23 protein-coding genes, 1 tRNA gene and 2 pseudogenes are annotated in these 26,933 nt (G+C 57.3%); 12 read left to right on the top strand and 14 right to left on the bottom strand.

From position 1 onward, the window contains the following. Positions 1–44: 44 nt before the first annotated feature. Positions 45–2,429, top strand: coding sequence for a beta-N-acetylhexosaminidase (locus tag ACOTXR_RS09610; protein ID WP_058690298.1), 2,385 nt, complete (start codon positions 45–47; stop codon positions 2,427–2,429). Positions 2,430–2,514: 85 nt separating this feature from the next. On the opposite strand, the gene gbpA is transcribed toward ACOTXR_RS09610, so the two are convergent. The 5 genes from gbpA to ACOTXR_RS09585 form a co-directional block, all read right to left on the bottom strand. Continuing rightward, the gene (gbpA, locus tag ACOTXR_RS09605) at positions 2,515–3,966 is read right to left on the bottom strand and encodes an N-acetylglucosamine-binding protein GbpA (RefSeq protein ID WP_421767025.1); all 1,452 of its coding nucleotides are present in this window, start codon (positions 3,964–3,966) and stop codon (positions 2,515–2,517) included. A gap of 134 nt (positions 3,967–4,100) precedes the next feature. Next, on the bottom strand, positions 4,101–4,487 hold the full coding sequence (gene ridA / locus ACOTXR_RS09600; RefSeq protein WP_014882305.1) for a 2-iminobutanoate/2-iminopropanoate deaminase: 387 nt from the start codon (positions 4,485–4,487) through the stop codon (positions 4,101–4,103). A 74-nt stretch (positions 4,488–4,561) separates the two neighbouring features. Then, positions 4,562–5,023, bottom strand: coding sequence for an aspartate carbamoyltransferase regulatory subunit (pyrI, locus tag ACOTXR_RS09595; RefSeq protein WP_014882306.1), 462 nt, complete (start codon positions 5,021–5,023; stop codon positions 4,562–4,564). Positions 5,024–5,035: 12 nt separating this feature from the next. Further along, positions 5,036–5,968 carry an aspartate carbamoyltransferase gene (pyrB, locus tag ACOTXR_RS09590; protein WP_014882307.1) on the bottom strand — a complete coding sequence of 311 codons (933 nt, stop codon included), beginning with the start codon at positions 5,966–5,968 and terminating at the stop codon, positions 5,036–5,038. A gap of 34 nt (positions 5,969–6,002) precedes the next feature. Continuing rightward, on the bottom strand, positions 6,003–6,107 hold the full coding sequence (locus tag ACOTXR_RS09585; RefSeq protein WP_022646880.1) for a pyrBI operon leader peptide: 105 nt from the start codon (positions 6,105–6,107) through the stop codon (positions 6,003–6,005). Between ACOTXR_RS09585 and ACOTXR_RS09580 the strand changes: the two are divergent. Continuing rightward, positions 6,087–6,204: pseudogene (locus ACOTXR_RS09580) on the top strand (hypothetical protein). The gene ACOTXR_RS09585 and the pseudogene ACOTXR_RS09580 overlap by 21 nt on opposite strands. A 3-nt stretch (positions 6,205–6,207) precedes the next feature. On the opposite strand, the gene ACOTXR_RS09575 reads toward ACOTXR_RS09580, so the two are convergent. The 5 genes and pseudogenes from ACOTXR_RS09575 to ACOTXR_RS09555 all read right to left on the bottom strand — a co-directional run. Beyond that, positions 6,208–6,687, bottom strand: a complete 480-nt coding sequence (locus tag ACOTXR_RS09575) for an arginine repressor (protein ID WP_014882308.1) — start codon at positions 6,685–6,687, stop codon at positions 6,208–6,210. A gap of 80 nt (positions 6,688–6,767) precedes the next feature. Further along, positions 6,768–8,171 carry a YfcC family protein gene (locus ACOTXR_RS09570; protein ID WP_045134401.1) on the bottom strand — a complete coding sequence of 468 codons (1,404 nt, stop codon included), beginning with the start codon at positions 8,169–8,171 and terminating at the stop codon, positions 6,768–6,770. A 47-nt stretch (positions 8,172–8,218) separates the two neighbouring features. Further along, the gene (argF, locus tag ACOTXR_RS09565; protein ID WP_421767024.1) at positions 8,219–9,223 is read right to left on the bottom strand and encodes an ornithine carbamoyltransferase; all 1,005 of its coding nucleotides are present in this window, start codon (positions 9,221–9,223) and stop codon (positions 8,219–8,221) included. Positions 9,224–9,249: 26 nt separating this feature from the next. Beyond that, positions 9,250–10,161: a carbamate kinase gene (arcC, locus tag ACOTXR_RS09560; protein ID WP_032637623.1), complete on the bottom strand. Its 912-nt coding sequence runs from the start codon at positions 10,159–10,161 to the stop codon at positions 9,250–9,252. A 10-nt stretch (positions 10,162–10,171) separates the two neighbouring features. Beyond that, positions 10,172–10,732, bottom strand: a pseudogene (locus ACOTXR_RS09555) (arginine deiminase family protein); the annotation flags it as partial. Positions 10,733–11,227: 495 nt separating this feature from the next. Between ACOTXR_RS09555 and ACOTXR_RS09550 the strand changes: the two are divergent. The 5 genes from ACOTXR_RS09550 to ACOTXR_RS09530 all read left to right on the top strand — a co-directional run bounded on the left by ACOTXR_RS09550 (position 11,228) and on the right by ACOTXR_RS09530 (position 18,045). After that, positions 11,228–11,680, top strand: a complete 453-nt coding sequence (locus ACOTXR_RS09550; protein WP_058690295.1) for a YhcH/YjgK/YiaL family protein — start codon at positions 11,228–11,230, stop codon at positions 11,678–11,680. 245 nt (positions 11,681–11,925) lie between these two features. Further along, positions 11,926–12,834, top strand: coding sequence for a 2-keto-3-deoxygluconate aldolase (gene yagE / locus ACOTXR_RS09545; RefSeq protein ID WP_014882314.1), 909 nt, complete (start codon positions 11,926–11,928; stop codon positions 12,832–12,834). Between the two features lie 14 nt (positions 12,835–12,848). Beyond that, positions 12,849–14,816 carry a xylonate dehydratase YagF gene (gene yagF, locus ACOTXR_RS09540; protein ID WP_058690294.1) on the top strand — a complete coding sequence of 656 codons (1,968 nt, stop codon included), beginning with the start codon at positions 12,849–12,851 and terminating at the stop codon, positions 14,814–14,816. A 224-nt stretch (positions 14,817–15,040) separates the two neighbouring features. Next, positions 15,041–16,423 carry an MFS transporter gene (locus tag ACOTXR_RS09535; protein WP_058690293.1) on the top strand — a complete coding sequence of 461 codons (1,383 nt, stop codon included), beginning with the start codon at positions 15,041–15,043 and terminating at the stop codon, positions 16,421–16,423. 11 nt (positions 16,424–16,434) lie between these two features. After that, positions 16,435–18,045 (top strand): glycoside hydrolase family 43 protein, encoded by a 1,611-nt coding sequence (locus ACOTXR_RS09530; protein ID WP_058690292.1) that lies wholly within the window; start codon positions 16,435–16,437, stop codon positions 18,043–18,045. A 4-nt stretch (positions 18,046–18,049) separates the two neighbouring features. Here the strand turns inward: ACOTXR_RS09530 and xynR are convergent, their stop codons facing one another. From xynR to argL, 3 genes are all read right to left on the bottom strand, one after another. Then, entirely contained in the window at positions 18,050–18,808 is a 759-nt protein-coding gene (gene xynR, locus ACOTXR_RS09525; protein ID WP_014882318.1) for a DNA-binding transcriptional repressor XynR, read from the bottom strand. Between the two features lie 185 nt (positions 18,809–18,993). Beyond that, the gene (argF, locus tag ACOTXR_RS09520; RefSeq protein WP_058690291.1) at positions 18,994–19,998 is read right to left on the bottom strand and encodes an ornithine carbamoyltransferase; all 1,005 of its coding nucleotides are present in this window, start codon (positions 19,996–19,998) and stop codon (positions 18,994–18,996) included. Further along, entirely contained in the window at positions 19,968–20,063 is a 96-nt protein-coding gene (gene argL / locus ACOTXR_RS09515) for a putative translational regulatory protein ArgL (protein ID WP_213014371.1), read from the bottom strand. Before argL ends, argF (ACOTXR_RS09520) begins: the two co-directional genes overlap by 31 nt. Positions 20,064–20,162: 99 nt before the next feature. Between argL and rraB the strand changes: the two genes are divergently transcribed. From rraB to ACOTXR_RS09490, 5 genes are all read left to right on the top strand, one after another. Then, positions 20,163–20,588: a ribonuclease E inhibitor RraB gene (gene rraB, locus ACOTXR_RS09510; protein WP_014882320.1), complete on the top strand. Its 426-nt coding sequence runs from the start codon at positions 20,163–20,165 to the stop codon at positions 20,586–20,588. Positions 20,589–20,634: 46 nt separating this feature from the next. Then, positions 20,635–21,393 carry a tRNA isopentenyl-2-thiomethyl-A-37 hydroxylase MiaE gene (gene miaE / locus ACOTXR_RS09505; RefSeq protein ID WP_058690290.1) on the top strand — a complete coding sequence of 253 codons (759 nt, stop codon included), beginning with the start codon at positions 20,635–20,637 and terminating at the stop codon, positions 21,391–21,393. A 30-nt stretch (positions 21,394–21,423) separates the two neighbouring features. Next, a complete protein-coding gene (locus ACOTXR_RS09500) occupies positions 21,424–22,146 on the top strand; it encodes a topoisomerase II (RefSeq protein WP_421767023.1) in 723 nt (240 codons plus the stop codon). 106 nt (positions 22,147–22,252) lie between these two features. After that, positions 22,253–22,337, top strand: a tRNA-Leu gene (locus tag ACOTXR_RS09495). A gap of 200 nt (positions 22,338–22,537) precedes the next feature. After that, on the top strand, positions 22,538–23,803 hold the full coding sequence (locus ACOTXR_RS09490) for a tyrosine-type recombinase/integrase (RefSeq protein WP_222834758.1): 1,266 nt from the start codon (positions 22,538–22,540) through the stop codon (positions 23,801–23,803). Between the two features lie 51 nt (positions 23,804–23,854). Here the strand turns inward: ACOTXR_RS09490 and ACOTXR_RS09485 are convergent, their stop codons facing one another. Beyond that, positions 23,855–26,926 carry a type III restriction-modification system endonuclease gene (locus ACOTXR_RS09485; protein WP_222834759.1) on the bottom strand — a complete coding sequence of 1,024 codons (3,072 nt, stop codon included), beginning with the start codon at positions 26,924–26,926 and terminating at the stop codon, positions 23,855–23,857. Positions 26,927–26,933 lie beyond the last annotated feature (7 nt).

Genomic DNA, 26,933 nt, shown 5'->3' with positions numbered 1-26,933 from the left:
CAGAATGTTTTGCCTTTATTTGGCCCGTCAGATAAGGAACATTCATGTTACGGTACAGTCTCTTAACCGCCGGGCTGCTGCTCGGCGCCTCTGCCTTTGCCGCCCCGGCAGGGGATCTCCCGTTAATGCCCTGGCCTGAGAAGGTGGAACGCCCGACCACGCAGGGCGCACTGGTGCTCACCAGCCAACTTTCCGTGACCGTCAGCGGCGACGATCTCGGCGACGCGGTCAACCGCCTGCGTCAGCGTATCGCCCTGCAAACCGGCTGGACGCTACAGCCGCAGGCTGAGCTACCGGACAAACCGACCATTCGCATCGCCATCGCCAAAAAGGTGAAGCCGCAGCCGCTGCCGGACAGCGATGAAAGCTATACGCTCACGGTGGATGCCAACGGTGTGAACATCTCCGCCAACACCCGCTTCGGCGCGCTGCGGGCGATGGAAACGCTGCTTCAGCTGGTGCAAAACGGCGCGGAAAACACGTCGCTGCCGTGGGTGACCATTGAAGACGCGCCGCGCTTCCCGTGGCGAGGGCTGCTGCTCGACTCGGCGCGCCATTTCATTCCCATCGTGGATATCAAACGCCAGATTGACGGCATGGCGGCCGCAAAGCTTAACGTCCTGCACTGGCACTTAACCGACGATCAGGGCTGGCGCTTCAGCTCGAAGCGTTACCCGAAGCTGACGCAGCTTGCCAGCGACGGGCTGTTCTATACCCCTGAGCAGATGCGCGAGATTGTTCGCTATGCCACCGAGCGCGGCATCCGCGTGGTGCCGGAGATCGACATGCCGGGCCACGCCTCGGCGATTGCTGTGGCCTACCCGGAGCTGATGAGCGCGCCGGGGCCCTACAAAATGGAGCGCAACTGGGGCGTGCTGAAGCCGGTGCTTGATCCGACCAAAGAGGCCACATACGCCTTTGCTGACGCGATGGTCAGCGAACTGGCGGCGATCTTCCCGGATCCGTATCTGCACATCGGCGGGGATGAGGTGGACGACAGCCAGTGGAAAGCGAACGCCGCGATCCAGACGTTCATGCGCGACCACACGCTGGCGGACAGCCACGCGCTGCAGGCCTATTTCAACCGCAAGCTGGAGACGATCCTCGAGAAACATCATCGGCAGATGGTCGGCTGGGATGAGATCTATCATCCTGACTTACCGAAAAGCATTCTGATCCAGTCCTGGCAGGGGCAGGACGCGCTGGGTAAGGTGGCGCAAACCGGCTACAAGGGTATTCTTTCGACCGGTTTCTACCTCGATCAACCCCAGTCCACCGCCTATCACTACCGCAATGAAATCGTTCCCCAGGGGCTGAATGGCGTGGACGTGATAGCAGACACCGACAGCGCCCAGAGCTGGGCCTTCTCCATGCCGCGTCTGAAAGGCAAGCCGGTCGAGGGGAGTTTTACCCTGGTGAAAGGGGACGCCGGCTGGCGCGGTTTTATTGATTTTGCCGGGAAATCCCGCCGTGCGGTGCAGGATATTGCATGGCGCGACGACAATCAGGTGACGTTTACCGTTGACACCTGGATGGGCGAAACGCGCCCGGTCGTCTCGGTCGATAACGACAAGCTCACCGGTTACTTCCTGGTGGGCAATACCCGCTATCCGATTAGCGGTACCCGTCTGGACGAGGTGCCGAAAGGGATCCCACCGGTAGTGCCGGACGTGGCGAATCAGGCTAATTTGCTCGGCGGAGAAGCCGCGCTGTGGGCGGAAAACGTGGTCGCGCCGGTGCTGGATATCCGCCTGTGGCCTCGGACGTTTGCGGTGGCGGAGCGGTTATGGTCCGCGCAGGACGTCAATGATGTCGACAACATGTATACCCGCCTGCAGGCGATGGACAGCTGGACGACGGTGTCGGTTGGCCTGCAGCAGCATACCCAGCAGCAGGTGCAATTCACGCGGCTCGCGAATAATGCCGACACGTTGCCGCTGCAAATCCTCGCGCAGGCGCTTGAACCGGCCCAGTATTACACCCGTCAGCACCTCAAGTTCCAGGCGGGAAACTATCACCAGTTTGAGCCGCTTAACCGCCTCACGGATGCGCTGAATGCGGAAAGCATCACCGTGCGTCAGATGAACAAATGGGCGGACCGTCTTGTGAGCGATGCGGAAGACACGGAAAGCGCCGACGCGCTGCGCCACGTCTTTAATCGCTGGCAGAGCAACACCAGCGACGCGCTGGCGCTGAGCGAAAACAGCTATCAGCTGAAGGCGATTAAACCGGTGATCCTGGAGGTGGATAAGCTTGCCGCAATTGGCCTGAGGCTGACGGATCTGGTGGCGCGACAGGGCACGCTGGATGACAAAGAGATCGCCTCGATTCAACGCGAGCTGGATAACGCGGCGAAGGTGCAGGACGAAGTGGTGATTGCTGCGGTGTATCCGCTGGAGACGCTGCTCAGGGCGACGCGAAACCAGTAACATAAGCGCCCGGTGGCGCTACGCTTACCGGGCCTACGTGACGTGTAGGCCCGGCAAACGAAGTGCCTCCGGGCGTAAAGGCAACTCAGTTCTTCAACATCCACGCCTCTTTCCAGTCTGAACCCACGCCGGGCTCGAACTGGGTAGAGGTCGAACTGTACTGCTTGCAGTACCCACTGTACGGGAATGGCTTGCACTCGTAGGTCTTACCGTCTTTGGGCTGCAACACCACGGTGCCCGCCTTATAAGAGGCAAGGTTATCCGGGAAGATAAAATCAGATTTACCGGTATCGCCGGAGGTTGCTTCACCTTCGAGCATCATATCCAGCACGTCCTGCGCGAACAGGGTGCCGGCTTTATTGGTAGCGTAGTATTTCAGCATGTGGTGCCCTGGCGTGACGTTTGTCAGGTTCATGGTCACATCCTGGTTGCTGTTATTCATATCCTGCTTCAGATAACCTTTTTCCGCTCCGGGATGGTTCAATACGTGTGCTTCAAGGTTCACGTCACCCTGCGTATTGACGTGGAATGTCACCGTCGCGGCACCGTGAGTCACTTTGCTGTAATGCAGGTCAGTCACGGCAATGGATTCATTAACCACCGCTTTTTGCTCTTCATAAGAGATAGCCACTGACTTCAGCGTACTGTCTTCTTTTACGAAGACGCTGTTTGCGCCGTGAACCGGGCTAACTTCTCCGCTTTCATCCTTCACGCCGACGCGCACGTCGTGATGAGCGCTGTTAATTTTTTGCGCCAGATCGTAGGCCCACTGGTTGGCATCTCCCTGTTGAGCCGAGGCGATAGTCAGCTCGGTCGCCATGGAGGCAATTTCGCCGTTGGCATCGAAGAAGCGAGCAATCACTTTATCGCCCACGTTGAGGTTGTTACCTGCAATCTGGCCGCTCAGCGTTTTGCTCCACACGGAGGCGGCGGCCGGGGTTTCATCCGGCGTGACGTTGCCGCCGTTACCGAAGTCCACGTCGATGGCCTGATAGAAACTGTTGGGCGTATCGGCAATTTCCCACACGCCGTAAATCACCTGATAACCGGTACGTTCCGGCACGTTACAGTTCATCGACTGGGTCATTGCGGGCGCCTGGCCGTTGCCGTTTACCGTACAAAACGGCGTTAAGTCGAACTGGTCGCGGGTCAGCGGCTTATTCGGATTCCAGTTTTGTTTGGTGATGTAATAGCGCCAGTTGGTGGTTTTGTGCGGCGCGGTGGGGTGCCAGACAAACTGATGTACCCCGGCGGTCATCGGCGTTTTGGTCCAGGCATTCTGGCTTTGCTTATCAAGCTGCGAGTAGTTGGCAATCCCGGCGCTGGCGAGTTCGCCATCCGGCGGCAGGCTCCCTGACGGGAAACCGGAGGCACGTTCTACGCTCTGGGGTTCATATTCCACCAGACCGCAGTCAATGTTTTGTCCCTGTTTACACATATAAGCGCGGCTGGCAGGGGATTCGATATAGCCGTATGCCAGCGCAGAAGAGGCTACCGTAAGAGTGGCCATAGCCAACGCAATTCTGGAGATTTTCATTTTTGTCCGAAGCGGGAATTTATAAAGGTGTGCGAGTGTATTTATTCCCGGACCGCGTCGTCATCGTATTACGAAGGTAAAAATAGCCAAATAAAAAAAGGCAGCCGAAGCTGCCCTGATTTGCCTGAAATTGATTAGCGGCGCACGGCGATCGCTTCGATTTCAATTTTCACGTCTTTTGGCAGACGCGCCACTTCAACGCAGGAGCGCGCCGGGAAGGTCGCATTGTGTTCGGTAAAGAATGCTTCGTAAGTGGCGTTAACGGTCGCGAAATCATTCAGATCTTTCACGAACACGGTCGTTTTCACGATGTCGCCCACTTTCAGACCGGCAGATTCAACGATAGCCTGCACGTTTTCCAGCGACTGACGCGCCTGTGCCGCTACGTCGGCTGGCACTTCACCGGTTTTTGGGTTCACCGGGATCTGGCCCGAGGTGATGATCATGCTGCCCAGATCAACGCCCTGAACGTACGGGCCGATAGCCGCGGGTGCATTTTCCGTCGCGAGTACTTTGGTCATGATTTCTCCAGAATAACAGCTGATTAAATGTTCCCGGCCATTATAGGGAGGCCGGGATCCTTTACCAACCTCAATTAGTTGGCCAGCACCACATAATGAGAAAACTCTTTTTCGCAGTATTTGCATTTGAGTGCGATGTCATCAGCGCGTTTTTTCACTGCAAAACTGGATGAAACCGGCTCAGCATGACTGATGCAGTTGCTGTTCGGACAGACCAGCACGCTCTCAATGCGATCCGGCAGGCCAGGATGGGATTTGCCGACCACTTCATACTCGTCGATGCGGTTGACGGTGGCATCCGGTGCGTACAGCGACAGCTGGTTGACCTGCTCGTCGGTCAGGAAGGTATTCTCGATTTTGATCAAGTCCTTGCGGCCCATCTCGCCCGACGGCAGGTTCAGGCCAATGGTGATGCGCTGATCGGTCTCGGTCAGTTTGAACAGCGTCAGCAGCTTAAATCCCACCTGCGCAGGGATGTGGTCAATCACGGTGCCACGTTTGATGGCTTCAACCTGGAGTTTGTTATCGTGTGTCATGGTCGTCTCCCCTTACAGAGCTAAATCGCGATTCAGAACCAGTGCCAGTAACGCCTGGCGGGCGAAGATACCGTTCCCGGCCTGCTGGAAATACCAGGCGTGCGGCGTTTTATCCACGTCAGTGGTGATCTCATCGATGCGCGGCAGTGGGTGCAGCACCTTCATGTTGTCGCGCGCGCCGTCGAGGTCGCTGGCGCGCAGCACAAACTGCGCCTTCACGTTGGCGTACTCGGAAGGATCCAGACGCTCTTTCTGCACGCGGGTCATGTAGAGAATATCCACGTGGCTCATCACCTCTTCGATGCTGGCGTGCAGGCTCCACGCAATGCCTTTTTCGTCCAGCATATCGAGAATGTACTGCGGCATCGCCAGCGCGTCTGGGGCGATGAAGAAGAAGCGGTTGCCGTTAAATTTCGCCAGCGCCTGGGTCAGGGAGTGGACTGTGCGGCCATATTTCAGGTCGCCGACCATGGCGATGTTCAGGTTCTCCAGCGTGCCCTGCGTCTCCTGAATGGTGAACAGATCCAGCAGGGTCTGCGTCGGGTGCTGGTTAGCACCGTCCCCGGCGTTCAGTACCGGGATGCCGCCGGAAAACTCGGTCGCCAGGCGCGCCGCGCCCTCCTGCGGGTGGCGCATCACAATCGCGTCTACGTAGGTGCTGATCACTGAAATGGTATCCGCCAGGGTCTCGCCTTTTTTACCCAGCGACGTGTTGCTGCTGTCTGAGAAGCCCACCACGCTCGCGCCCAGGCGGTGCATGGAGGTTTCAAAGGAGAGGCGGGTGCGGGTCGAGGCTTCAAAGAAGCAGCTCGCAATCACCTTGTGCTTCAGCAGCTCCGGTTGCGGATTGGCCTTCAGTTTTGCCGCGGTTTCCAGAACCAGTTCCAGCTCTTCGCGGCTGAGGTCGTTTATGGAAATGATGTGTTTTTGATAAAGCGGATTCATGTTTATCTCCTGACGCCGGGCAAAAAAAAGCCCCTCAAATGAGGGGCTCTGGGAATAGATTAAGCAACGGGAAGAAAAACGGCAGGCCAGCGTCTGATTTCAGACGCGGTAAGACGTTATGTCGTACACGCTTGACCATGCTTCCTCCCGGCAAATTGTCGGGCATTATACGCAGCTCGCTTTGCGGATCAAGCGATTTAATGCACGCTTTACTCAATGCAAACGGTTCTTTGTGAATATTAATGCGTTCTGAGTAAATAATTAATTTGTTTATGCACCAGCGCGGTGCGCTTCACCACCCGAGGGGCGACCCAGACGATACTGCTTCCGGCCACCACGCCTAAAATTTCCGGTAACTGGTGATAATCCAGGATACGCGCCACCGCGCGGCCATATCCGGCAACGGTATGGATAAGGATAAATTCGCTATTGTGCTCAACGCTCACCACCATTTCGGACACGGTGCGCGCGGCATCAGGAGCGGGGCGCAGCTGGGGATTCAGCGAATAAATCTTTAGCCCTTTGGCATTTCGAATTTTTATGACACCGAGCAACTTGAGCAGACGTGAAACGGTGGACTGGCTGATGGTCTCAAAACCCCGCTCCTGTAAGTCGCGGCGGATCTCCTCCTGAGAGAGATAGCCCTTTTCCGCGATCAGACGCTGGCAGACCGTTAGCTGTAGTTGCTCTTTGGGAGAGTACTCTTCGTAATCCATCATAGTTCCCATATCAGTTCCCGAAATAACCGGTGACACCGCACCGATCCACAGGCCGGATAAGCGCAGCGCCATCCGGCAAATTACAACAACGCCCCCAGACTTAACGCCACCATAATCACCACCGTTAAAATCCCCAGCAGCGGCGCGACCCATTTCAGATAGCGCACGTAAGGCACGCGGGCGATAGCCAGCCCGCCCATTACGACGGCAGAGGTGGGAGTGATCAGGTTAACGATACCGGACGCCGACTGGTAAGCCGTAACTACCAGGTCGCGGTTGACGTTAGCGAAATCGGCAAGAGGCGCCATGATCGGCATCGTCAGAACGGCCAGGCCGGACGAAGAAGGCACAAGAAACGACAGCACCACCTCCAGCCAGTACATCACGTTGATGAACGCCACCGTCGATAAGCCGGTAACCATTCCCTCGGCGCTGTGCAAAATGGTGTGGGTAATCATGCCCTTATCCATGATCACTACGATACCGCGCGCGATACCGATAATCAGCGCGACGCCCAGCAAATCTCGCGCGCCGTTGATAAAGGTTGAGGTCAGTTCCTCTTCGCTCATGCGGGCGATCAGGCCGACGATTATTGCACTGGCGAGAAATACCGCTGAGATCTCCGCCATCCACCAGCCGAGCACCGCCACGCCGTAGATCATGACCGCGAAGGCAAGGGCGAAAATCACCAGGATGATTTTGCGCACCGGGGTGAATTCCAGCGACTGTTCGCCCTTGTTGCCGAGGAAGTGGGCGAGGTTCTCCTCCTGTTTGTCCGCAACGATGGAAAGAGACGGATCCTTGCGCACTTTACGGGCATAGCGCATCACCCACGCCACGCAGATGATCCACCCGATGACCAGCAGCGCCACGCGCAGGGCGATACCGTTGGTGAAGGGGATCCCGGCGGCGTTGGCGGCGATCACTGTCGCGAACGGGTTAATGGTGGAGCCAAGCGTGCCGATCCCGGCGCCGAGCAGCACGGTGGAGGCGGCTACCACCGGGTCGAAACGGGCGGCCAGCATCACCGGAACCAGCAGCGTATAGAACGGCAGGGACTCTTCGGCCATGCCGTAAATGGTGCCGCCTGCGGCAAACAGCGCCATCAGGATCGGGATCATCCACTCTTCACGACCGCGCAACCGGGTGGTGACGCGTTCGATCCCGGCGTCAATGGCCCCGGTTTTAGTGACGATCCCGAGGAATCCCCCGATGATCAGTATAAACAGCGCAACGTCGATCGCCCCGGCCTGGCCGGACTCGGGATCGTACAACCCGGCAATCGGGGCCATCAGCACGGAAACCAGTCCCTGCGGATGGGCCGCTACGTGCGCATAGGTTCCGGCAACCGGCACGTCCTTGCCGAGCGCCTCGTTCATGGCCATGTGATACTGCCCGGCCGGAACAATCCACGTCAGGACGGCAACGACGGCAATCAGAAAAAAGAGAATGGTGTATGCGGAGGGAAATTTGAACTTGCCCATGATGTTCTCCTGAAACCCGGCGCACCCCGCGGCGCGCCGGGCGGTGATTAGTCGCCGAGTGTCGCCACCATGACCGCTTTAATGGTATGCATGCGGTTTTCTGCTTCATCAAAGACGATAGAGTTCGGGGATTCGAAGACCTCTTCCGTCACCTCCAGCCCTTTCAGGCCATAGGCCATTTCGATTTCGCGGCCCACTTTGGTGTGCTCGTTGTGAAACGCCGGCAGGCAGTGCATGAACTTGACGTTCGGGTTGCCGGTGGCTTTCATGACGTCCGCGTTGATTTGATAGGGCTTCATCAGGCTGACGCGTTCGGCCCACGCCTCTTTCGGCTCGCCCATGGAGACCCACACGTCGGTGTAGAGGAAATCCGTCCCGCGCACGCCTTCTTCCACGTCGTCGGTCAGGGTGATGCGCGCGCCCGTTTCTTTCGCGATGGCACGGCACTGCTCAACCAGACCCGCTTCCGGCCAGAAGGATTTCGGTGCCACCAGGCGGATGTCCATCCCCATTTTGGCCGCGCCGACCATCAGGGAGTTGCCCATGTTGTTGCGTGCGTCGCCGAGATAAGCAAAGCTCAGCTCCGGCAGGGTTTTGCCCGGGGCGTGCTCCAGCATGGTCATCAGATCGGCGAGGATCTGCGTCGGATGGAATTCGTCGGTCAGGTCGTTCCACACCGGTACGCCCGAGTATTCACCCAGCTCTTCAACAATCGCCTGGCCGTAGCCGCGGTATTCGATACCGTCATACATACGCCCCAACACGCGGGCGGTGTCTTTCATCGACTCTTTATGGCCGATCTGCGATCCGCTTGGGCCGAGGTAGGTCACCTGCGCACCCTGGTCAAACGCGCCCACTTCGAAGGCGCAGCGGGTGCGGGTGGAGGTTTTTTCAAAGATCAGGGCGATGTTTTTGCCGACCAGGGTTTGCTTTTCGCGTCCGGCTTTTTTGGCCGCTTTTAGCTCGATGGCGAGGTCGATCAGGTACTGGATCTCCGCCGGGGTGTAGTCCAGCAGTTTCAGGAAGTTGCGGTTTTTCAGGTTGATGGTCATATGGGAAATCCTTTTTAAATGTATGTTCAGTTACGAATCAACGTGCCTTTCTCGCCCGCCAGAATCTCTGCCCCATCGGCCAGCGCGCCGATTCCGGCAATGCCGTTGCAGGCTTCAACAAACTCGCGGCAGGCGGCCACTTTCGGCCCCATCGATCCGGCGTCAAACTGCATGCCTCTGAGCAGTTCTGGCGTCACCTGCGCCAGCGGGCGCTGGGTCGGTTTTCCCCAGTCGAGGTACACCGCGTCGGCATCGGTGAGGATCAGCAGGGCGTCGGCCTCAATCTGGCGCGCCAGCAGGGCGGCGGAGAGGTCTTTGTCGATCACCGCCTCAATGCCGTGATAGCCGTTGGCGTTTTCCACCACCGGCACGCCGCCGCCCCCGTTGCAGATCACCAGGTGGTCGCGCTGGATCAGCGCCGTGATGGCGTCGCTCTCGACGATGCGTTTCGGCTGCGGTGACGGCACCACGCGACGGAAGTAGCTGCCGTCGGCCTTAAACACCCAGCCTTTTTCCGCGGCCAGCGTTTTTGCCTGGGCTTCGCTGTACACCGGGCCGATGTATTTGGTCGGGTTGCTGAACGCCGGGTCGGCGGCGTCCACTTCCACCTGCGTGAGCAGGACGCTCACCTCACGCTGCGGCAGGCTGTTTTTCAGCGCCTGCTGGAGCATGTAGCCGATCATCCCCTGGCTTTCGGCACCAAGAACGTCCAGTGGGTAAGGGGTCACTTTGTCGTAGGCGCTGTTCTGCAGCGCCAGCAGCCCGACCTGTGGACCGTTGCCGTGAACCAGCACCACGCGCCACTGCGCCGTGAGCCCGGCGATGGTGCGGGCGGCCTGCTCAATGTTCTGGCGCTGGATCTCTGCTTCCAGCGGCTCGCCGCGCTTCAGCAGCGCGTTGCCGCCAAGGGCCACAACCAGAGTGGGTTTTCGTTCCATGATGGCTCCTTTAAATTCCGTCGCGTTCCAGTGGGCAGCTCATGCAGCGTGCGCCGCCGCGGCCGCGGCCCAGCTCATCGCCCGGGATGGGCAGCACGGTGATGCCGGCTTTGTCGTACTTCTCGTTAGTCCAGACGTTGCGCTCGTAGCCAATCACCACGCCGGGACGGATGGTCAGAACGTTATTGGCGTCGTTCCACTGTTCGCGTTCGGCTTCAAAGGCGTCGCCGCCGGTGGTGATCAGGCGCACCTGGTTAATGCCGAGCGCTTTCTCGATGGCGTGCAGCAGGTCGGTTTCCTGGGTACGTTGCAGGCCGCCGCGCCCGTCCGGGGTGAGCGTCCAGCACTGGGCGTCTTTGCGCACGACTTCCGGATAGACGGAGAAAGTGTCCACGTCGATGTGGGTCATCACGGTGTCGAGGTGCATGCAGGAGCGGTGTTTTGGCAGCTCAACGGCGATCACGCGCTCGGCCTGGCGGTGTTTGAACAGGCTGTTGGCGAGGAACTCCACGCCCTGCGGCGTCGTGCGTTCGGACATGCCGATCAATACCGCCCCGCGACCAATCACTAAGGAGGGTGCGAATAAGTACCCTCCGCAACGAAAATGAAACTTTTAGTCAATTAAATTCAATCACTTACATAGGCGTTTTTTTGCGTTTGGTGACTTATTCGCACCTTCCTTAGTTATATCATTGATTTTAATGGTTAAAATATGGTGGCGGGAATAGCTATGCAATAATGGCAGTTAACTATTTTTGACTTAAGGAAAATCCATAAATAATTATGAGTTTATAAAGGAAATTATTAAAGTGATAAAATGTGATACGGCAGCAGGTTTTGTGATTTACGCTTTCGATTCAGGAAGTTATGTTGGCGCTATCACGCGCGCGAAATGAGGTTATGCATAACCGCTGCATAATTGCCTGTGTGTGTTTAACAGTGAATTAACACCTTTCCCGATAAACATGCGCTCGCGCAAAGGTCACAGAAAAAGGGCTGGTATGGCAGCGCGAACTCTCGTATAAAAGACAAAAATGAAACGTTGTTTTACATTGAGGGTTTTCTCATGATCATCGGCAACATCCACCATCTCCAGCCCTGGCTGCCTGACGAACTGCGCCAGGCCATTGACTATATAAAGCGCCACGTCACTGACGCCACGCCGCCCGGCAAGCATGATATCGATGGCAACACTCTCTTTTATCTGGTCTCGGAAGACATGACTCAGCCGTTTGCTGAACGCCGCGCCGAGTTTCATGCGCGCTATCTGGACATCCAGATCGTGATGAAGGGTCAGGAAGGGATGACCTTCAGCACCCTGCCGCACGGTACGCCGGATACCGACTGGCTGGCGGACAAAGACATCGCGTTCCTGCCGGAAGGCGAGCAGGAGAAAACCGTGGTGCTGAGCGAAGGGGATTTTGTGGTGTTCTGGCCTGGCGAAGTCCATAAGCCGCTGTGCGCGGTGGGGGCGCCTACTAAGGTGCGAAAAGTCGTGGTGAAAATGCTGATTGAATAACCCTTTACCCCTCACCCTAACCCTCTCCCCACAGGGGAGAGGGGACTGCACCGAGCCGTCTTTTCTCCCTCGCCCCTTTGGGGAGAGGGCCGGGGTGAGGGGGACAATCTGTGATCCAGCTTAAATTTCCCGCACTCCCTCCTCATCTCCCATTTACCTGCGCTTTTTCTGCGTCATAGTATGATCGTTAAATTAATGAACGCTGTTCTATAATGTAGAACAAAATGATTCAGCAAGGAGATCTCATGCCGCAGCCTGTGTTGTTTACGGGAATCATTCCCCCTGTCTCCACCATTTTTACCGCCGATGGCCAGCTCGATAAGCAGGGCACCGCCGCGCTGATCGACGATCTGATCGCCGCAGGCGTTGATGGCCTGTTCTTCCTCGGCAGCGGCGGCGAATTCTCCCAGCTCAACGCCGAAGAGCGTAAAACCATTGCCCGCTTTGCTATCGATCATGTCGATCGTCGCGTGCCGGTACTGATCGGTACCGGCGGCACCAACGCCCGGGAAACCATTGAACTGAGCCAGCACGCGCAGCAGGCGGGCGCGGACGGCATCGTGGTCATCAACCCCTACTACTGGAAAGTCTCGGAAGCGAACCTGATTCGCTATTTCGAACAGGTGGCCGACAGCGTCACGCTGCCGGTGATGCTCTATAACTTCCCGGCGCTGACCGGGCAGGATCTCACGCCAGCGCTGGTGAAAACCCTCGCCGACTCGCGCAGCAACATCGTAGGCATTAAAGACACCATCGACTCCGTCGCCCATCTGCGCAGCATGATCCACACCGTCAAAGCGGCCCACCCACACTTCACCGTGCTGTGTGGCTACGACGATCATCTGTTTAATACCCTGCTGCTCGGCGGCGACGGGGCGATTTCGGCGAGCGGCAACTTTGCGCCGCAGGTGTCGGTAAATCTTCTGAAAGCCTGGCGCGATAAGGACGTGGCGAAAGCGGCTGAGTATCATCAGACCTTGCTGCAAATCCCGCAGCTGTATCAGCTGGATACGCCGTTCGTGAACGTCATTAAAGAGGCGATTGTACTTTGCGGTCGCCCGATCTCCACGCACGTGCTGCCGCCCGCTTCACCGCTGGACGAGCCGCGCAAAGCGCAGCTGAAATCCCTGCTGCAACAGCTCAAGCTCTGCTGAGCCGGAAGATAACCATGACCATCGAGAAAATTTTCACCCCACAGGACGATGCGTTTTATGCGGTGATCACCCACGCGGCGGGGCCGCAGGGCGCGCTGCCGCTGACCCCGCAAATGCTGATGGAATCCCCCAGCGGCAACCTGTTCGGCATGACGCAAAACGCCGGGATGGGCTGGGACGCCAACAGGCTGACCGGCAAAGAGGTGCTGATCATCGGTACCCAGGGCGGCATCCGCGCCGGGGACGGACGCCCGGTTGCGCTGGGCTACCACACCGGGCACTGGGAAATTGGCATGCAGATGCAGGCGGCAGCGAAGGAGATCACCCGCAACGGTGGGATCCCGTTCGCGGCCTTCGTCAGCGACCCGTGCGACGGGCGCTCTCAGGGCACGCACGGCATGTTCGACTCCCTGCCGTACCGCAACGATGCGGCGATCGTGTTTCGTCGTCTGATCCGCTCCCTGCCGACGCGCCGGGCGGTGATCGGCGTGGCAACCTGCGATAAAGGGCTGCCGGCGACCATGATCGCGCTGGCCGCCATGCACGATCTGCCGACCATTCTGGTGCCGGGCGGCGCGACGCTGCCGCCGACCGTGGGTGAAGATGCGGGCAAGGTGCAGACCATTGGCGCGCGCTTTGCCAACCACGAGCTGTCGTTGCAGGAGGCCGCCGAGCTGGGCTGTCGCGGCTGCGCGTCGCCGGGCGGCGGGTGTCAGTTTCTCGGCACGGCGGGCACTTCTCAGGTGGTCGCGGAAGCGCTGGGTCTGGCACTGCCGCACTCCGCGCTGGCACCGTCCGGGCAGGCGGTGTGGCTGGAGATCGCCCGCCAGTCGGCGCGGGCGGTGAGCGAGCTGGATAACCGCGGCATCACCACGCGCGATATCCTCACCGATAAGGCCATCGAAAACGCCATGGTGCTCCACGCGGCGTTCGGCGGTTCCACCAATTTACTGCTGCACATACCGGCCATCGCCCACGCGGCGGGCTGCACCCTTCCTGACGTCGCGCACTGGACGCGCATCAACCGTAAAGTTCCGCGCCTGGTGAGCGTCCTGCCCAACGGCCCGGACTACCATCCGACCGTGCGCGCGTTCCTGGCAGGCGGCGTGCCGGAGGTGATGCTCCACCTGCGCGATCTCGGCCTGCTGCATCTGGATGCCATGACCGTGACCGGCCAGACGGTGGGCGAGAACCTCGACTGGTGGCAGGCATCGGAACGTCGGGCGCGCTTCCGTCAGTGCCTGCGCGAGCAGGACGGCGTCGATCCGGATGACGTGATCCTGCCGCCCGAGAAGGCCAAAGCGAAAGGGCTGACCTCAACGGTCTGCTTCCCGACGGGCAACATTGCGCCGGAAGGATCGGTGATCAAGGCCACGGCGATCGACCCGTCGGTGGTCGGTGACGATGGCGTTTACCGCCACACCGGTCGGGCGCGGGTGTTTGTCTCAGAAGCGCAGGCGATTAAGGCCATCAAGCGGGAAGAGATTCAGCAGGGCGATATCATGGTGGTGATCGGCGGCGGACCGTCCGGCACTGGCATGGAAGAGACCTACCAGCTCACCTCCGCGCTGAAGCATATTTCGTGGGGCAAGACGGTGTCGCTGATTACCGATGCGCGCTTCTCGGGCGTGTCGACGGGCGCCTGCTTCGGGCACGTGTCGCCGGAGGCGCTGGCGGGCGGGCCGATCGGCAAATTGCGCGATAACGACATCATTGAGATTGCCGTGGATCGTATGACCCTGACGGGCAGCGTGAACTTTATCGGCACGGCGGACACCCCGCTGACGCCGGAAGAGGGCGCGCGCGAGCTGGCATGGCGGCAGACGCATCCGGACCTGCACGCCCACGACTTTTTGCCGGACGATACGCGGCTATGGGCAGCATTGCAGTCGGTGAGCGGCGGCACCTGGAAAGGCTGTATTTATGACACCGATAAAATTATTGAGGTAATTAACGCCGGTAAAAAAGCGCTCGGCATTTAATTATTTCTAGAAAAAAACGTCTGCGGAAAATATTCCGCGGACGGCTTTCTTATTTCTGTAATTTATTAATTTAAACAATCAGTTGCGATATATCGCTGGCGTCACAAAAGCAAAATAACATAATTCAGAAATAAGATATGACCATTGCTGGTTAATTGAACAGCTCATTACATTCCATTAACACGATGTTGTTATTCAGCACACGATATAAGGGTGTAATTCTGATGACGCAATTAACCATGAAAGACAAAATTGGCTACGGGCTGGGTGACACCGCCTGCGGCTTCGTCTGGCAGGCCACGATGTTTCTGCTGGCCTATTTCTATACCGACGTCTTCGGCCTGTCAGCGGGCATTATGGGCACGCTGTTTTTGGTCTCCCGCGTGCTCGACGCCGTCACCGACCCGCTGATGGGGCTGCTGGTTGACCGCACCCGCACGCGGCACGGCCAGTTCCGCCCGTTCCTGCTGTGGGGCGCGATCCCGTTTGGCATCGTCTGCGTACTGACCTTCTACACGCCGGACTTCTCGGCGCAGGGCAAAATCATCTACGCCTGCGTGACCTACATTCTCCTGACTCTGGTCTACACCTTCGTTAACGTGCCGTACTGCGCCATGCCGGGCGTCATCACCGCTGACCCGAAAGAGCGTCACGCCCTGCAGTCCTGGCGCTTCTTCCTGGCGGCGGCGGGGTCGCTCGCCATCAGCGGTATCGCGCTGCCGCTGGTAAGCATCATCGGCAAAGGAAACGAGCAGGTGGGCTACTTCGGCGCCATGTGCGTGCTGGGGCTGAGCGGCGTGGTGCTGCTCTACGTCTGCTTCTTTACCACCAAAGAGCGTTACACCTTTGAGGTGCAGCCGGGCTCGTCGGTGGCAAAAGATCTCAGGCTGCTGTTCGGCAACGGCCAGTGGCGCATTATGTGTGCCTTTAAGATGATGGCGACCTGTTCCAACGTGGTGCGCGGCGGGGCGACCCTCTACTTCGTCAAATACGTGATGGATCACCCGGAGCTGGCGACCCAGTTTTTACTCTATGGCAGCCTTGCCACCATGTTCGGCTCGCTCTGCTCCTCCCGCCTGCTGGGCCGCTTTGACCGCGTCACCGCCTTCAAGTGGATCATCGTCGCCTACTCGCTGATCAGCCTGCTGATTTTCGTCACCCCGGCGGAGCATATCGCCCTGATTTTCGCCCTCAACATTCTGTTCCTGTTCGTCTTTAACACCACCACGCCGCTCCAGTGGCTCATGGCCTCTGACGTGGTGGATTACGAGGAGAGCCGCAGCGGGCGCCGCCTCGACGGGCTGGTGTTCTCCACCTACCTGTTCAGCCTGAAGATTGGCCTGGCGATTGGCGGGGCGGTAGTGGGCTGGATCCTGGCGTACGTGAACTACTCCGCCAGCAGCAGCGTGCAGCCGGTTGAGGTGCTGACCACCATCAAAATTCTGTTCTGCGTGGTGCCGGTAGTGCTCTACGCGGGCATGTTCATCATGCTGTCATTCTATAAGCTCACCGACGCCCGCGTGGAGGCCATCAGCCAGCAGCTGATCAAGCACCGCGCGGCCCAGGGTGAAGCCGTTCCCGACGCCGCGACAGCCGCATCCCATTAACCGGAGGCACTATGGAAATCACTAACCCGATACTCACCGGCTTCAACCCGGACCCGTCCCTCTGCCGCCAGGGCGAGGACTACTACATCGCCACCTCGACCTTCGAGTGGTTCCCGGGCGTGCGCATCTACCACTCCCGCGACCTGAAAAACTGGTCGCTGGTCAGCACCCCGCTGGACCGCGTGTCGATGCTGGACATGAAGGGCAACCCGGACTCCGGCGGCATCTGGGCGCCGTGCCTGAGCTACGCCGACGGCAAATTCTGGCTGCTCTATACCGACGTGAAGATTGTCGACTCGCCGTGGAAAAACGGCCGCAACTACCTCGTCACCGCGCCGTCCATTGAGGGGCCGTGGAGCGAGCCGATCCCGATGGGCAACGGCGGGTTCGACCCGTCCCTGTTTCACGACGACGATGGCCGCAAATATTACCTTTACCGCCCGTGGGGGCCGCGCCACCACAGCAACCCGCACAACACCATCGTGATGCAGGCGTTCGATCCGCAGACCGGCACCCTCTCGCCGGAGCGTAAGACGCTGTTTACCGGCACGCCGCTCTGCTACACCGAAGGCGCGCACCTGTATCGCCACGCAGGATGGTACTACCTGATGGTTGCCGAAGGCGGCACCAGCTACGAACACGCCGTTGTGGTGCTGCGTTCAAAAACGATCGACGGGCCGTACGAGCTGCACCCGGAGGTGACGATGATGACCAGCTGGCACCTGCCGGAGAACCCGCTGCAGAAGAGCGGCCACGGTTCGCTGCTGCAGACCCACACGGGGGAATGGTATATGGCCTACCTCACCAGCCGCCCGCTGCGCCTGCCCGGCGTGCCGCTGCTGGCCTCCGGCGGGCGCGGCTACTGCCCGCTGGGGCGCGAGACCGGCATCGCGCGCATTGAGTGGCGCGACGGCTGGCCGTATGTCGAAGGTGGTAAGCACGCGCAGCTGACCGTGAAAGGCCCGCAGATTGCCGAGCAGCCCGCTGCCGTTCAGCACAGCTGGCGGGACGATTTCGACGCCAGTTCGCTTGACCCGGAGCTGCAAACCCTGCGCATTCCGTTCGACGACACCCTCGGCTCGCTCACCGCGCGCCCCGGCTATTTACGGCTCTACGGCAACGACTCGCTTAACTCGACCTTCACCCAGTCGACCGTGGCGCGCCGCTGGCAGCACTTCACCTTCCGGGCGGAGACGCGGATGCAGTTCTCGCCGGTCCACTTCCAGCAGAGCGCGGGGCTGACCTGCTACTACAACAGCAAAAACTGGAGCTACTGCTTTGTGGACTACGAGGAGGGGCAGGGGAGAACCATAAAGGTGATCCAGCTCGACCACAACGTGCCGTCATGGCCGCTGCACGAGCAGCCGATTCCGGTGCCGGAGAGTGCGCAGAGCGTCTGGCTGCGCGTCGATGTGGATACGCTGGTCTATCGCTACAGCTACTCGTTCGACGGCGAGACGTGGCACACCGTGCCGGTAACCTATGAGGCGTGGAAACTATCGGACGACTACATCGGCGGGCGCGGCTTCTTCACCGGCGCATTTGTGGGGCTGCACTGCGAGGACATTAGCGGTGACGGCTGCCACGCGGACTTCGACTACTTTACCTACGAGCCGCTGTAGCGGCTCAGGCCGGGTAGCCCAGCGCGCGTGAGAGCTGGAGCCCGGCCTGCTGAAGCTGCTCGCGGAAATTAGCCAGCTCGGCGTCGTCCACGCGCGAGGTCAGCGTCGACAGGCTCAGGGCGGCAATCACGCGTGACTCATGGTTCCACACCGGCACCGCCACGCAGCGCACGCCCTGCTCGTTCTCTTCGCTGTCCAGGGCGTAGCCTTGTTCGCGGGTTTTTTTCAGCGCATCCACCAACGCTTCGCGGGTGGCAAGAGTGGAAGGGGTAAAGGTAGTGTACTGATAGCCCTCCAGCAGGGCGTTCAGCTCGGCCTCGCCCAGCCAGGCAATCAACACCTTGCCGATGGCGGTGGCATGAACCGGCAGGCGACGGCCAATGCGCGAATAGGCGATGGCGGCCAGCTTGCCTTCAATCTTCTCGATATAGACCCCTTCACGCCCGTCCAGGATCCCCAGATGGGTGGTCTGCCCGGTCCGCCGGGAAAGATCCGTCAGCCAGCCTTTTGCCTTCTGACGAATATCCATTGAGCCCACGACGAAATGGCCGCGCTCGACCAGCTTCATGCCGAGGCGATATTTACCGTTCTCTGGGTTCTGATCGATATAGCCGTGAAGCTGCAGGGTTTTCAGCAGCGAATGGAGGGTACTTTTGCTCAGCCCCATCAGTTTGCTGATGTCGGTGATCTTAAGCTCGGTGGCCTGCTCGTTGAAGAGGTCGAGGATCTGCAACGCACGTTCAACAGACTGAATAATCGGCATAATGCTGGCATGTCCACGCTGGAATTAAGGCGAAAACGTACCTTTTTTGGGGTGAAAAATCAATTGAGCAGGCCTGATTTGCCCGGCGGCGCTTCGCTTGCACGGGCCTACGGGTTTTGTAGGCCGGGTAAGCGCAGCGTCACCCGGCAAGAAGAGCGCACCGAATAAAAATGTGGGAGAGAGGATCACTCCCCAAGCGTCGCCACCATCACCGCCTTAATCGTATGCATCCGGTTTTCTGCCTGGTCGAACACGATGCTCGCCGCCGACTCAAACACCTCGTCCGTCACCTCCATCCCGCCGTGCAGATCGAACTCCTTCGCCATCTGCTTGCCGAGCGTGGTCTGGTCGTCATGGAACGCCGGCAGACAGTGCAGGAACTTGACGTTCGGGTTGCCGGTCAGCGCCATCATCTGCGCGTTCACCTGATACCCGCGCAGCAGCGCAATCCGCTCCGCCCACTTCTCTTTGGCTTCGCCCATCGACACCCACACGTCGGTATAGATAAAGTCCGCGCCCTTCACGCCGGCCGCCACGTCTTCCGTCAGGGTGATTTTGCCGCCGTGCTTCTCTGACAGCGCGCTGCACTCCGCTACCAGGCTCTCTTCCGGCCAGCAGGCTTTCGGGGCCACCAGACGCAGATCCAGCCCGGTCAGCGCCGCCGCTTCCAGCATCGAGTTGCCCATGTTGTTGCGCGCGTCGCCCGCGTAGACCAGCGTCATCTCGTTAAACGCTTTGCCCGGCAGGTGCTCCTGCATGGTCAGCAGGTCCGCCAGCAGCTGCGTCGGGTGGAACTCGTTGGTCAGGCCGTTCCACACCGGCACGCCCGCATATTGTGCCAGCGTTTCGACCACGTCCTGGCCGTGGCCGCGATACTGAATGCCGTCGTACATCCGCCCGAGCACCCGTGCGGTGTCCTTAATTGACTCTTTATGCCCAATCTGGCTGCCGCTCGGCCCTAAATAGGTGACGTGTGCGCCCTGGTCAAATGCGGCAACTTCGAAAGAGCATCGTGTACGGGTCGAGTCTTTTTCGAAGATGAGCGCGATGTTTTTACCAGTAAGCTTTTGTACTTCCTTGCCCTTTTTTTTATCGGCTTTGAGCTGTGCGGCAAGAGTCAGCAGAGAAGTGAACTGTGCAGGGGTAAAGTCGAGCAATTTCAGAAAGTGTTTCTTGTACAAATCGGACATTTTATCCTCGCCTGGCGAACGCCACTTATTGAATTAAAATTCACTTTATATGTGTAATTATTCATTTGCAACCCCGTTTCACAATTCTTTCTTACAAAGGTGGAGGCAAACCCGTCCGTGTGTGAAAATAGAAGTATCTGCCGCACTTTAAAGAGGATTGAGCCATGGCAAACCCGGAACACCTGGAAGAGCAACGCGAAGAGACGCGTCTGATTATTGAAGAGCTGCTGGAAGACGGTAGCGATCCGGACGCGCTGTACACCATCGAGCACCATTTCTCTGCGGATGATTTCGACGCGCTGGAAAAAATGGCGGTGGAAGCCTTCAAGCTGGGTTACGAAGTGACCGAGCCGGAAGAGCTGGAAGTGGAAGAGGGCGACACCGTCATCTGCTGCGACATCCTGAGCGAAGGCGCGCTGAAGGCGGAGCTTATCGACGCGCAGGTAGAACAGCTGATGAACCTGGCCGAGAAGTTTGAGGTGGAGTACGACGGCTGGGGAACCTACTTCGAAGATCCGAACGGTGAAGACGGCGAAGAAGGCGACGACGAAGATTACGTCGACGAAGACGACGACGGCGTGCGTCACTAAGCGTTTCAGGCGGTGGCGCACGCCACCGCTTTTTCAAGGCAGAACCATGGATTACCCGCAGATACTCGCCCCCGTACTCAACTTCCTTCAGTGCCCGACCCCGCAAGCATGGATTGATAAAGCCCGCAACCCGGCAAACCTGCCGCTGCTGCTCACCGACCACATGGTGTGCGAGCTCAAGGCCGCCCAGACCGCGCTATTACTCGTGCGTAAATACGTCGCCGACGAAAGCGGTGCCGACGCGCTGCTCGACTGGCTCAAGCCCTACGAACAGTTCACCTTCCGCGACGGCCCGGAGCCGGACTTCATCGCCCTGCACAGGCAGATTGGCAAAAGCGTGATGCCCAAAACCGACGACCCGTGGGGCCAGGCGCTCATCGACAGCATGGTGCTGCTGATTAAAGAGGAACTCCACCACTTCTGGCAGGTGCGCGAGGCGATGCTGGCCCGCGACATTCCGTACGTCAAAATCACCGCCAGCCGCTACGCCAAAGGGATGCTTAAAGAAGTGCGCACCCACGAACCGCTGACGCTGATCGACAAACTCATCTGCGGCGCCTACATCGAAGCCCGCTCCTGCGAACGCTTCGCCGCGCTGGCCCCGTTCCTCGAGGACGACCTGCAGAAGTTTTATCTCTCGCTGCTGCGCTCGGAAGCGCGCCACTATCAGGACTACCTGACGCTGGCCCAGCAGGTGAGCGACAACGATATCTCACCGCGCATACAGCATTTTGGCGAAATTGAAGCCACACTTATCTCGACACCGGACAACGAGTTTCGCTTCCACAGCGGCGTGCCGGTGTAAACCGGCATAACGCAAGGATAAGGATGCGAGATGAATAAAACGTGGACCCGTATTGTGATTGTCGTCGTCGCGGCCGCCGCCGTGGCGTTCTGGGTGTTCTTCGACAGGCAGCGCGCGCCGGAACAGCAGATGGATGCTGCCCTTAACGCGATGCCCGCCTGGCAGGTGATTAAGGAGCAGGAGCCTGCGCTGCATCAGCGCATCCTCTACCAGATGGCCGCCCTGCAAAAAGCGGGCGAGCCGGAGCAGCAGATTATCGACACCATCCAGCCGCAGATCCTGCATCTGCAGATGTCGCGCCTGCAAAACGCCCCGGACGCCAACGTGGTGAACTACATGACCATCAACATGGAGCAGACCGCCGCCATCCAGAAGGTGAGTGACGACGCCTGCTTCCGCTTCCTCTACCCGATGGTGAAGGGCGGCGCGAACCCGATGCGCATGCTGGATAAAGACCTGATGGCGCGGCGCATGCAGGCCGACGCCGACATGATGCGCGCGGCCTACGGCAAAAACCGCCACACCGTGACGCCGGCCGAGCGCGAGGCGGCTGTCGAGGATGTGCGGCCGATTATGAAGGCGCTTGCCGATAAGTACGGCGAGGACATCCAGCTGCTGCAGATGCCGGAGAAGGCGGCGGGCAAAGAGAAGCTCTCCTGCGATATGGTGCAGGAGATGTGGGCGAAGGTGCTGGCGCTGCCGGAGCAGAAGGCGGCAGGGGTGATTCGGCTGGCGGTGTCTGAGCTGGAGTGACGAAGGGCGCTGGTTTTTTGGGCACTTAGCGCGGGTTTCGCGCGTCGTCGCTTGCATGGCGGCGCGCGACAGGTATAATCCACAACGTTTCCGCATCCCCTTCAGTGCCGAAGTGGCGAAATCGGTAGACGCAGTTGATTCAAAATCAACCGTAGAAATACGTGCCGGTTCGAGTCCGGCCTTCGGCACCAAAAGCATGTAAATGGACCTCAACTGAGGTCTTTTTTTATGTCTGAAATCCGCGCCACACAAGGCTTTCCACGATTTTCTCCTCAACTGAAGTCAACCTAACTCAACCCACATCAACAAGCTTGTGAGTATACTAATGAGTATATTTGCCGATTCGATATTGCTTGTATACTCACGAAATACCAATGGAAGGAGGACCATTATGGCCCTAACGGATACTAAAGTTCGTTCTGCGAAACCTGAGGAGAAAGAGTATTCACTTGTTGACGGTGACGGCATGTTCTTACTTGTAAAACCTAACGGTTCCAAGTATTGGCGATTTCGTTTCCGTTTTGGCGGTAAACAACATTTGATGGCGTTCGGTGTCTATCCTGAAATTTCACTGGCGGATGCCAGGAAGAAAAGGGAAGAAGCCAGAAAGCTGGTAGCTGCTGGTATCGATCCTCGTGAGCATAAACGTGCTGCGAAAGAAGAGCAGGCGAAAGAGATTATTACTTTCGAGAAGGTTGCCAGAGAGTGGCTCGTGACCAACCAAAAATGGTCGGAAGATCATGCTAATCGCGTAAAAAAGAGTTTGGAGGATAATATCTTCCCAGCAATTGGTGCTCGCAATATTGCTGAATTGGGTACCCGCGATCTGTTAATTCCCATTAAAGCCGTCGAGACATCTGGCCGTCTTGAAGTGGCCTCCCGTCTTCAACAGCGCACCACGGCCATCATGCGTTATGCGGTGCAAAGCGGGTTGATTGATTACAACCCGGCGCAGGAGATGGCTGGGGCCGTCGCATCTGGCAATCGACAACATCGCCCGGCGCTGGAATTAAAGCGCATCCCTGAGTTACTCGAGAAAATAGACGGCTATACCGGCAGGCCGCTAACCCGTTGGGCAACGGAACTCACTTTGCTTATCTTTATTCGATCCAGTGAGCTGCGTTTTGCTCGCTGGTCAGAGATCGATTTTGAAACGTCAATGTGGACCATCCCGCCTGAGCGAGAGCCTATTCCCGGCGTGAAACATTCTCAGCGAGGATCAAAGATGCGTACACCTCATCTGGTGCCGCTTTCAAAGCAGGCGTTGGCAATCCTGAAGAAGATAAAACAGTTTTGCGGGGAACACGAGTTGATTTTCATTGGCGATCACGATCCGCGCAAGCCCATGAGTGAGAACACGGTCAACAGTGCTCTGCGGGTTATGGGTTATGACACTAAAGTTGAAATTTGCGGCCACGGCTTCCGCACAATGGCCTGTAGTTCGTTAATTGAGTCAGGGCTATGGTCCAAGGATGCAGTGGAGCGGCAGATGAGCCATATGGAGCGTAACTCGGTGCGAGCGGCGTATATCCACAAAGCGGAACATCTGGATGAACGCAAGTTGATGTTGCAGTGGTGGGCTGATTTTCTGGATGCAAACCGGGAGAAAACCGTTTCACCATTCGATTATGCAAAGCTCAACAACCCAATGAAGTAAAATACAGCATACACCCCAGCCGACCTTTTCAATGGTAGGCTGGGTTTAATCTTACTTCACCACTTCCATCAGCTTACCGAAGCTATCCACTACGTCATACTTCACGTTTTCTGGAGCAAACTTCTTGTTGATCTCATCGAAGAACTTACGGGCACATTTAATCTTGGTGGCTTCAATAGGCCGTAAATCCAGTGACGACATCGAGCCCTTGGTCTCAGCAACGAAATACACATGCTTGACCGAGCCTTCTTTGAAGGAAATAGCCCAATCGGGGTTGTAATCGCCGACAGGGGTTGGGATCAGAAAACCACGTGGCAACTTGGCATATACCACCACATCCTTGCTGGTATCCAACTCTTCGACGAACTTGCGCTCAATCGCAGAGTCGGTAAGCACGTAATCGTAGATGTGATTTTGCAATTTATTCCCAGCCTTACTGAGATCCTGTTTGCTCTGACCCGTGGTAAAGATGTCCAAATCAAACTTGTCTTCTAGCGTGTCATAGGCCAGATGCTCGATGATGACATTGGCCTTTTGTTCGTTGACCAAGCGAATGGCTTCGGCAATGAAACTTTCCGGGTTGCTCTTGAATTGCGCGAAGACGTCAGCATTGAGACCTTTTAGAATTTCGGCAACGGTTCGTCTTGTAAGCAAAGTCCCCTCAGATAACTTACCAATCAAGTCGTACTGCACAGCGGATTGAATGGAGGCGGTGTGCGATTCTGTTTCGGTAACTTTCAGCTCGAAGGAGTTACCCTTTTTGAGGTCATCGTAAGTTGCCGTATCAGCCTGCTCGCCACGGTGAATGGTATATTGTAACGGCGTTATTCGTAACCCTGCATTCTTATCATTGAGCGCCTTGATCGCATTATTCACTAGCTCAATATCATTAAACAGCACATTGTAGGTAGCCTTGCGATTGATTCTCTCCCACAGCACCTTGAATTCCTGCTTTTCAAAGTTGGCGTTGGTCTGCAGTCTTTTGGGCTTGCGACCATCGTCTATCTGCATGAGTTGGCTTTCGCTGAATACGCTATCAATCAGCTGGAATATCTGCTCTGCATAGGGCTGCAGTTCATCCGGCAATGCCTCCAGCGTGCCGTCTTTCTTAGCTTGATGGTACTTCTCAGTGATATTGCGTTTCTTATCGACGTAGCTGTTCTGGATCAGATAAAACTCGATGTCCGTGGCCTGGTCGTCCGATACCGTAATCGGGCCTTCCTTCGCGTTCAGCATCTTGCCCGTGAAGTAGGCCTTGTCCGCCACACGCGGACGAGCTGACAAGGACTCGCTAATGTCCTTTTGCAAGGCGGTCACGAAGTCCTTGTAACTTTCGCTGGCCACGACTGTCAGTACGTTAATGTCATGAACAATGGACGGATGATCCATGCGATCACCATTTTGATTAACGGACAAACGCAGGCCGCGCCCGACCTCCTGGCGGCGTGAAATGGTGTTATCACTATGCTTGAGCGTGCAGATAACAAACACGTTCGGGTTATCCCAGCCCTCACGCAAGGCCGAGTGTGAGAAGATAAAACGTACCGGCTCAGCTAGTGATAATAACCGTTCCTTGTCTTTGAGGATCAGATCATAAGCATCTACATCATCCGACAAGCCCGCATTTTCACCGCGCGCAGCGACCTTGGGATCGGTAAGGCGCTTGCTCTTCTTGTCGATGGAAAAGTAGCCGCTATGCGTCTTATCTGCCGCAATGTGGCGTAGATATTTAGCATAAGGGGCATCCCCCTCCATAAACCCATTATCAAACACTTCTTGAAGGTGCTTAGCGTACTCCTCTTCAAATATTTTTGCGTACTCTCCCTTTTCATCGGCAGCGGTGTAGTCCCGGTACCTGGCTACTTCGTCAATAAAGAATAACGAGAGAACCTTCACCCCTTTATCGAAGAGCTCCATCTCCTTATCAAAGTGCGCCTTGATCGTCTCACGGATCTGAATGCGGCGCAGAGCTATCTCAGAAACATCACCAGTCGCATCACCCACAGTCAGCTCTACACCATTGGTAAATCTCAGGGTGTCCGTATTGGCATTGATGTCCGATACCACAAATCTATCGCGGTATTGATCCAGCTCGTTCGATAGCACAAACAGATTATCACCCTTCCCCAGTTTGCGAGTGACGCGCTTGATTTTTCCTCCGCTGAGTTTCTGTTCGAACTCCACAACCGCAACTGGCGATTTTTCGTTTGAGATTTCGATGGCTTGTAAATAGAGATAGGCATTGGTTCCCGCCAGTCCCTTCACCGAGATACCGCGCACCTCAATCTTCTTCACTAGCTTCTGGTTGTAGGCATCGAGCGCATCCAGGCGGTGGATCTTGTTGTGTGTGGTCTTGTGGGTAGCTGAATAGCGCAACACCATCAATGGGTTGAAATTCGCTAAGGAATCCAGTGTCTTGCTCCCCTCCATTCGCTGTGGCTCGTCGAGGATCAAGATGGGCCGGTTTGCACTGATTACATCAATAGGGCGACGTGACTGAAAATCATCGAGCGCTTCATAGATGCGGCGGTTATCTTTGCCGGTGGCGTTAAACGCTTGTACGTTGATCACCATGACATTGATACCGGCATCAGAAGAGAAACTCTCTAGATGATGCAACTGTTTGGAGTTGTAAACAAAGAAGCGCGCCTTTTTGTGGTAGGTCTCCAGAAAGTGTTCGGCGGTGATTTCTAGCGACTTGACCACGCCCTCGCGGATGGCAATGCTTGGCACCACTATGACGAACTTGCTCCAGCCGTACTGTTTGTTCAGCTCGAAGATTGTCTTGATGTAGCAATAGGTCTTGCCAGTACCCGTTTCCATCTCAACATCAAGATTTAGCTTGGCGACCTTGGTCTTGACCAGGCTCTCCGACAACGGCAGGTTTTGCTGGCGCTGCATCTTTTGGATGTTATCAAGCAAGGCAACCTCACTGAGGGTTAGCTCAGCATTTTTAAAACCAGTGTCTACCGCAAACAGATCACCCATGCCGTTTTTGACATTACCTGGGTCAAGGCGATAGCTCATGGCCGCAGCAGAGGTCGGTGGCTGTCCCTGAAAAATATCCACGACCGCCTGCACGGCGGCAGCCTGATAGGGCTGATGTTTGAATTTAAGTTTCATCACTTGC

The sequence above is a fragment of the Enterobacter cloacae complex sp. IR53030 genome, from assembly GCF_049238365.1.
Taxonomy (GTDB): domain Bacteria; phylum Pseudomonadota; class Gammaproteobacteria; order Enterobacterales; family Enterobacteriaceae; genus Enterobacter; species Enterobacter kobei.
This window is presented reverse-complemented; position numbering and strand designations above follow the sequence as displayed.

Excerpts from the sequence above, each read along its gene's own strand:
- ACOTXR_RS09610 (WP_058690298.1), top strand. The coding sequence starts at position 45 with ATGTTACGGTACAGTCTCTTAACCGCCGGGCTGCTGCTCGGCGCCTCT.
- gbpA (WP_421767025.1), bottom strand. The coding sequence starts at position 3,966 with ATGAAAATCTCCAGAATTGCGTTGGCTATGGCCACTCTTACGGTAGCC.
- ridA (WP_014882305.1), bottom strand. The coding sequence starts at position 4,487 with ATGACCAAAGTACTCGCGACGGAAAATGCACCCGCGGCTATCGGCCCG.
- pyrI (WP_014882306.1), bottom strand. The coding sequence starts at position 5,023 with ATGACACACGATAACAAACTCCAGGTTGAAGCCATCAAACGTGGCACC.
- pyrB (WP_014882307.1), bottom strand. The coding sequence starts at position 5,968 with ATGAATCCGCTTTATCAAAAACACATCATTTCCATAAACGACCTCAGC.
- ACOTXR_RS09585 (WP_022646880.1), bottom strand. The coding sequence starts at position 6,107 with ATGGTCAAGCGTGTACGACATAACGTCTTACCGCGTCTGAAATCAGAC.
- ACOTXR_RS09575 (WP_014882308.1), bottom strand. The coding sequence starts at position 6,687 with ATGATGGATTACGAAGAGTACTCTCCCAAAGAGCAACTACAGCTAACG.
- ACOTXR_RS09570 (WP_045134401.1), bottom strand. The coding sequence starts at position 8,171 with ATGGGCAAGTTCAAATTTCCCTCCGCATACACCATTCTCTTTTTTCTG.
- argF (WP_421767024.1), bottom strand. The coding sequence starts at position 9,223 with ATGACCATCAACCTGAAAAACCGCAACTTCCTGAAACTGCTGGACTAC.
- arcC (WP_032637623.1), bottom strand. The coding sequence starts at position 10,161 with ATGGAACGAAAACCCACTCTGGTTGTGGCCCTTGGCGGCAACGCGCTG.
- ACOTXR_RS09550 (WP_058690295.1), top strand. The coding sequence starts at position 11,228 with ATGATCATCGGCAACATCCACCATCTCCAGCCCTGGCTGCCTGACGAA.
- yagE (WP_014882314.1), top strand. The coding sequence starts at position 11,926 with ATGCCGCAGCCTGTGTTGTTTACGGGAATCATTCCCCCTGTCTCCACC.
- yagF (WP_058690294.1), top strand. The coding sequence starts at position 12,849 with ATGACCATCGAGAAAATTTTCACCCCACAGGACGATGCGTTTTATGCG.
- ACOTXR_RS09535 (WP_058690293.1), top strand. The coding sequence starts at position 15,041 with ATGACGCAATTAACCATGAAAGACAAAATTGGCTACGGGCTGGGTGAC.
- ACOTXR_RS09530 (WP_058690292.1), top strand. The coding sequence starts at position 16,435 with ATGGAAATCACTAACCCGATACTCACCGGCTTCAACCCGGACCCGTCC.
- xynR (WP_014882318.1), bottom strand. The coding sequence starts at position 18,808 with ATGCCGATTATTCAGTCTGTTGAACGTGCGTTGCAGATCCTCGACCTC.
- argF (WP_058690291.1), bottom strand. The coding sequence starts at position 19,998 with ATGTCCGATTTGTACAAGAAACACTTTCTGAAATTGCTCGACTTTACC.
- argL (WP_213014371.1), bottom strand. The coding sequence starts at position 20,063 with ATGAATAATTACACATATAAAGTGAATTTTAATTCAATAAGTGGCGTT.
- rraB (WP_014882320.1), top strand. The coding sequence starts at position 20,163 with ATGGCAAACCCGGAACACCTGGAAGAGCAACGCGAAGAGACGCGTCTG.
- miaE (WP_058690290.1), top strand. The coding sequence starts at position 20,635 with ATGGATTACCCGCAGATACTCGCCCCCGTACTCAACTTCCTTCAGTGC.
- ACOTXR_RS09500 (WP_421767023.1), top strand. The coding sequence starts at position 21,424 with ATGAATAAAACGTGGACCCGTATTGTGATTGTCGTCGTCGCGGCCGCC.
- ACOTXR_RS09490 (WP_222834758.1), top strand. The coding sequence starts at position 22,538 with ATGGCCCTAACGGATACTAAAGTTCGTTCTGCGAAACCTGAGGAGAAA.
- ACOTXR_RS09485 (WP_222834759.1), bottom strand. The coding sequence starts at position 26,926 with ATGAAACTTAAATTCAAACATCAGCCCTATCAGGCTGCCGCCGTGCAG.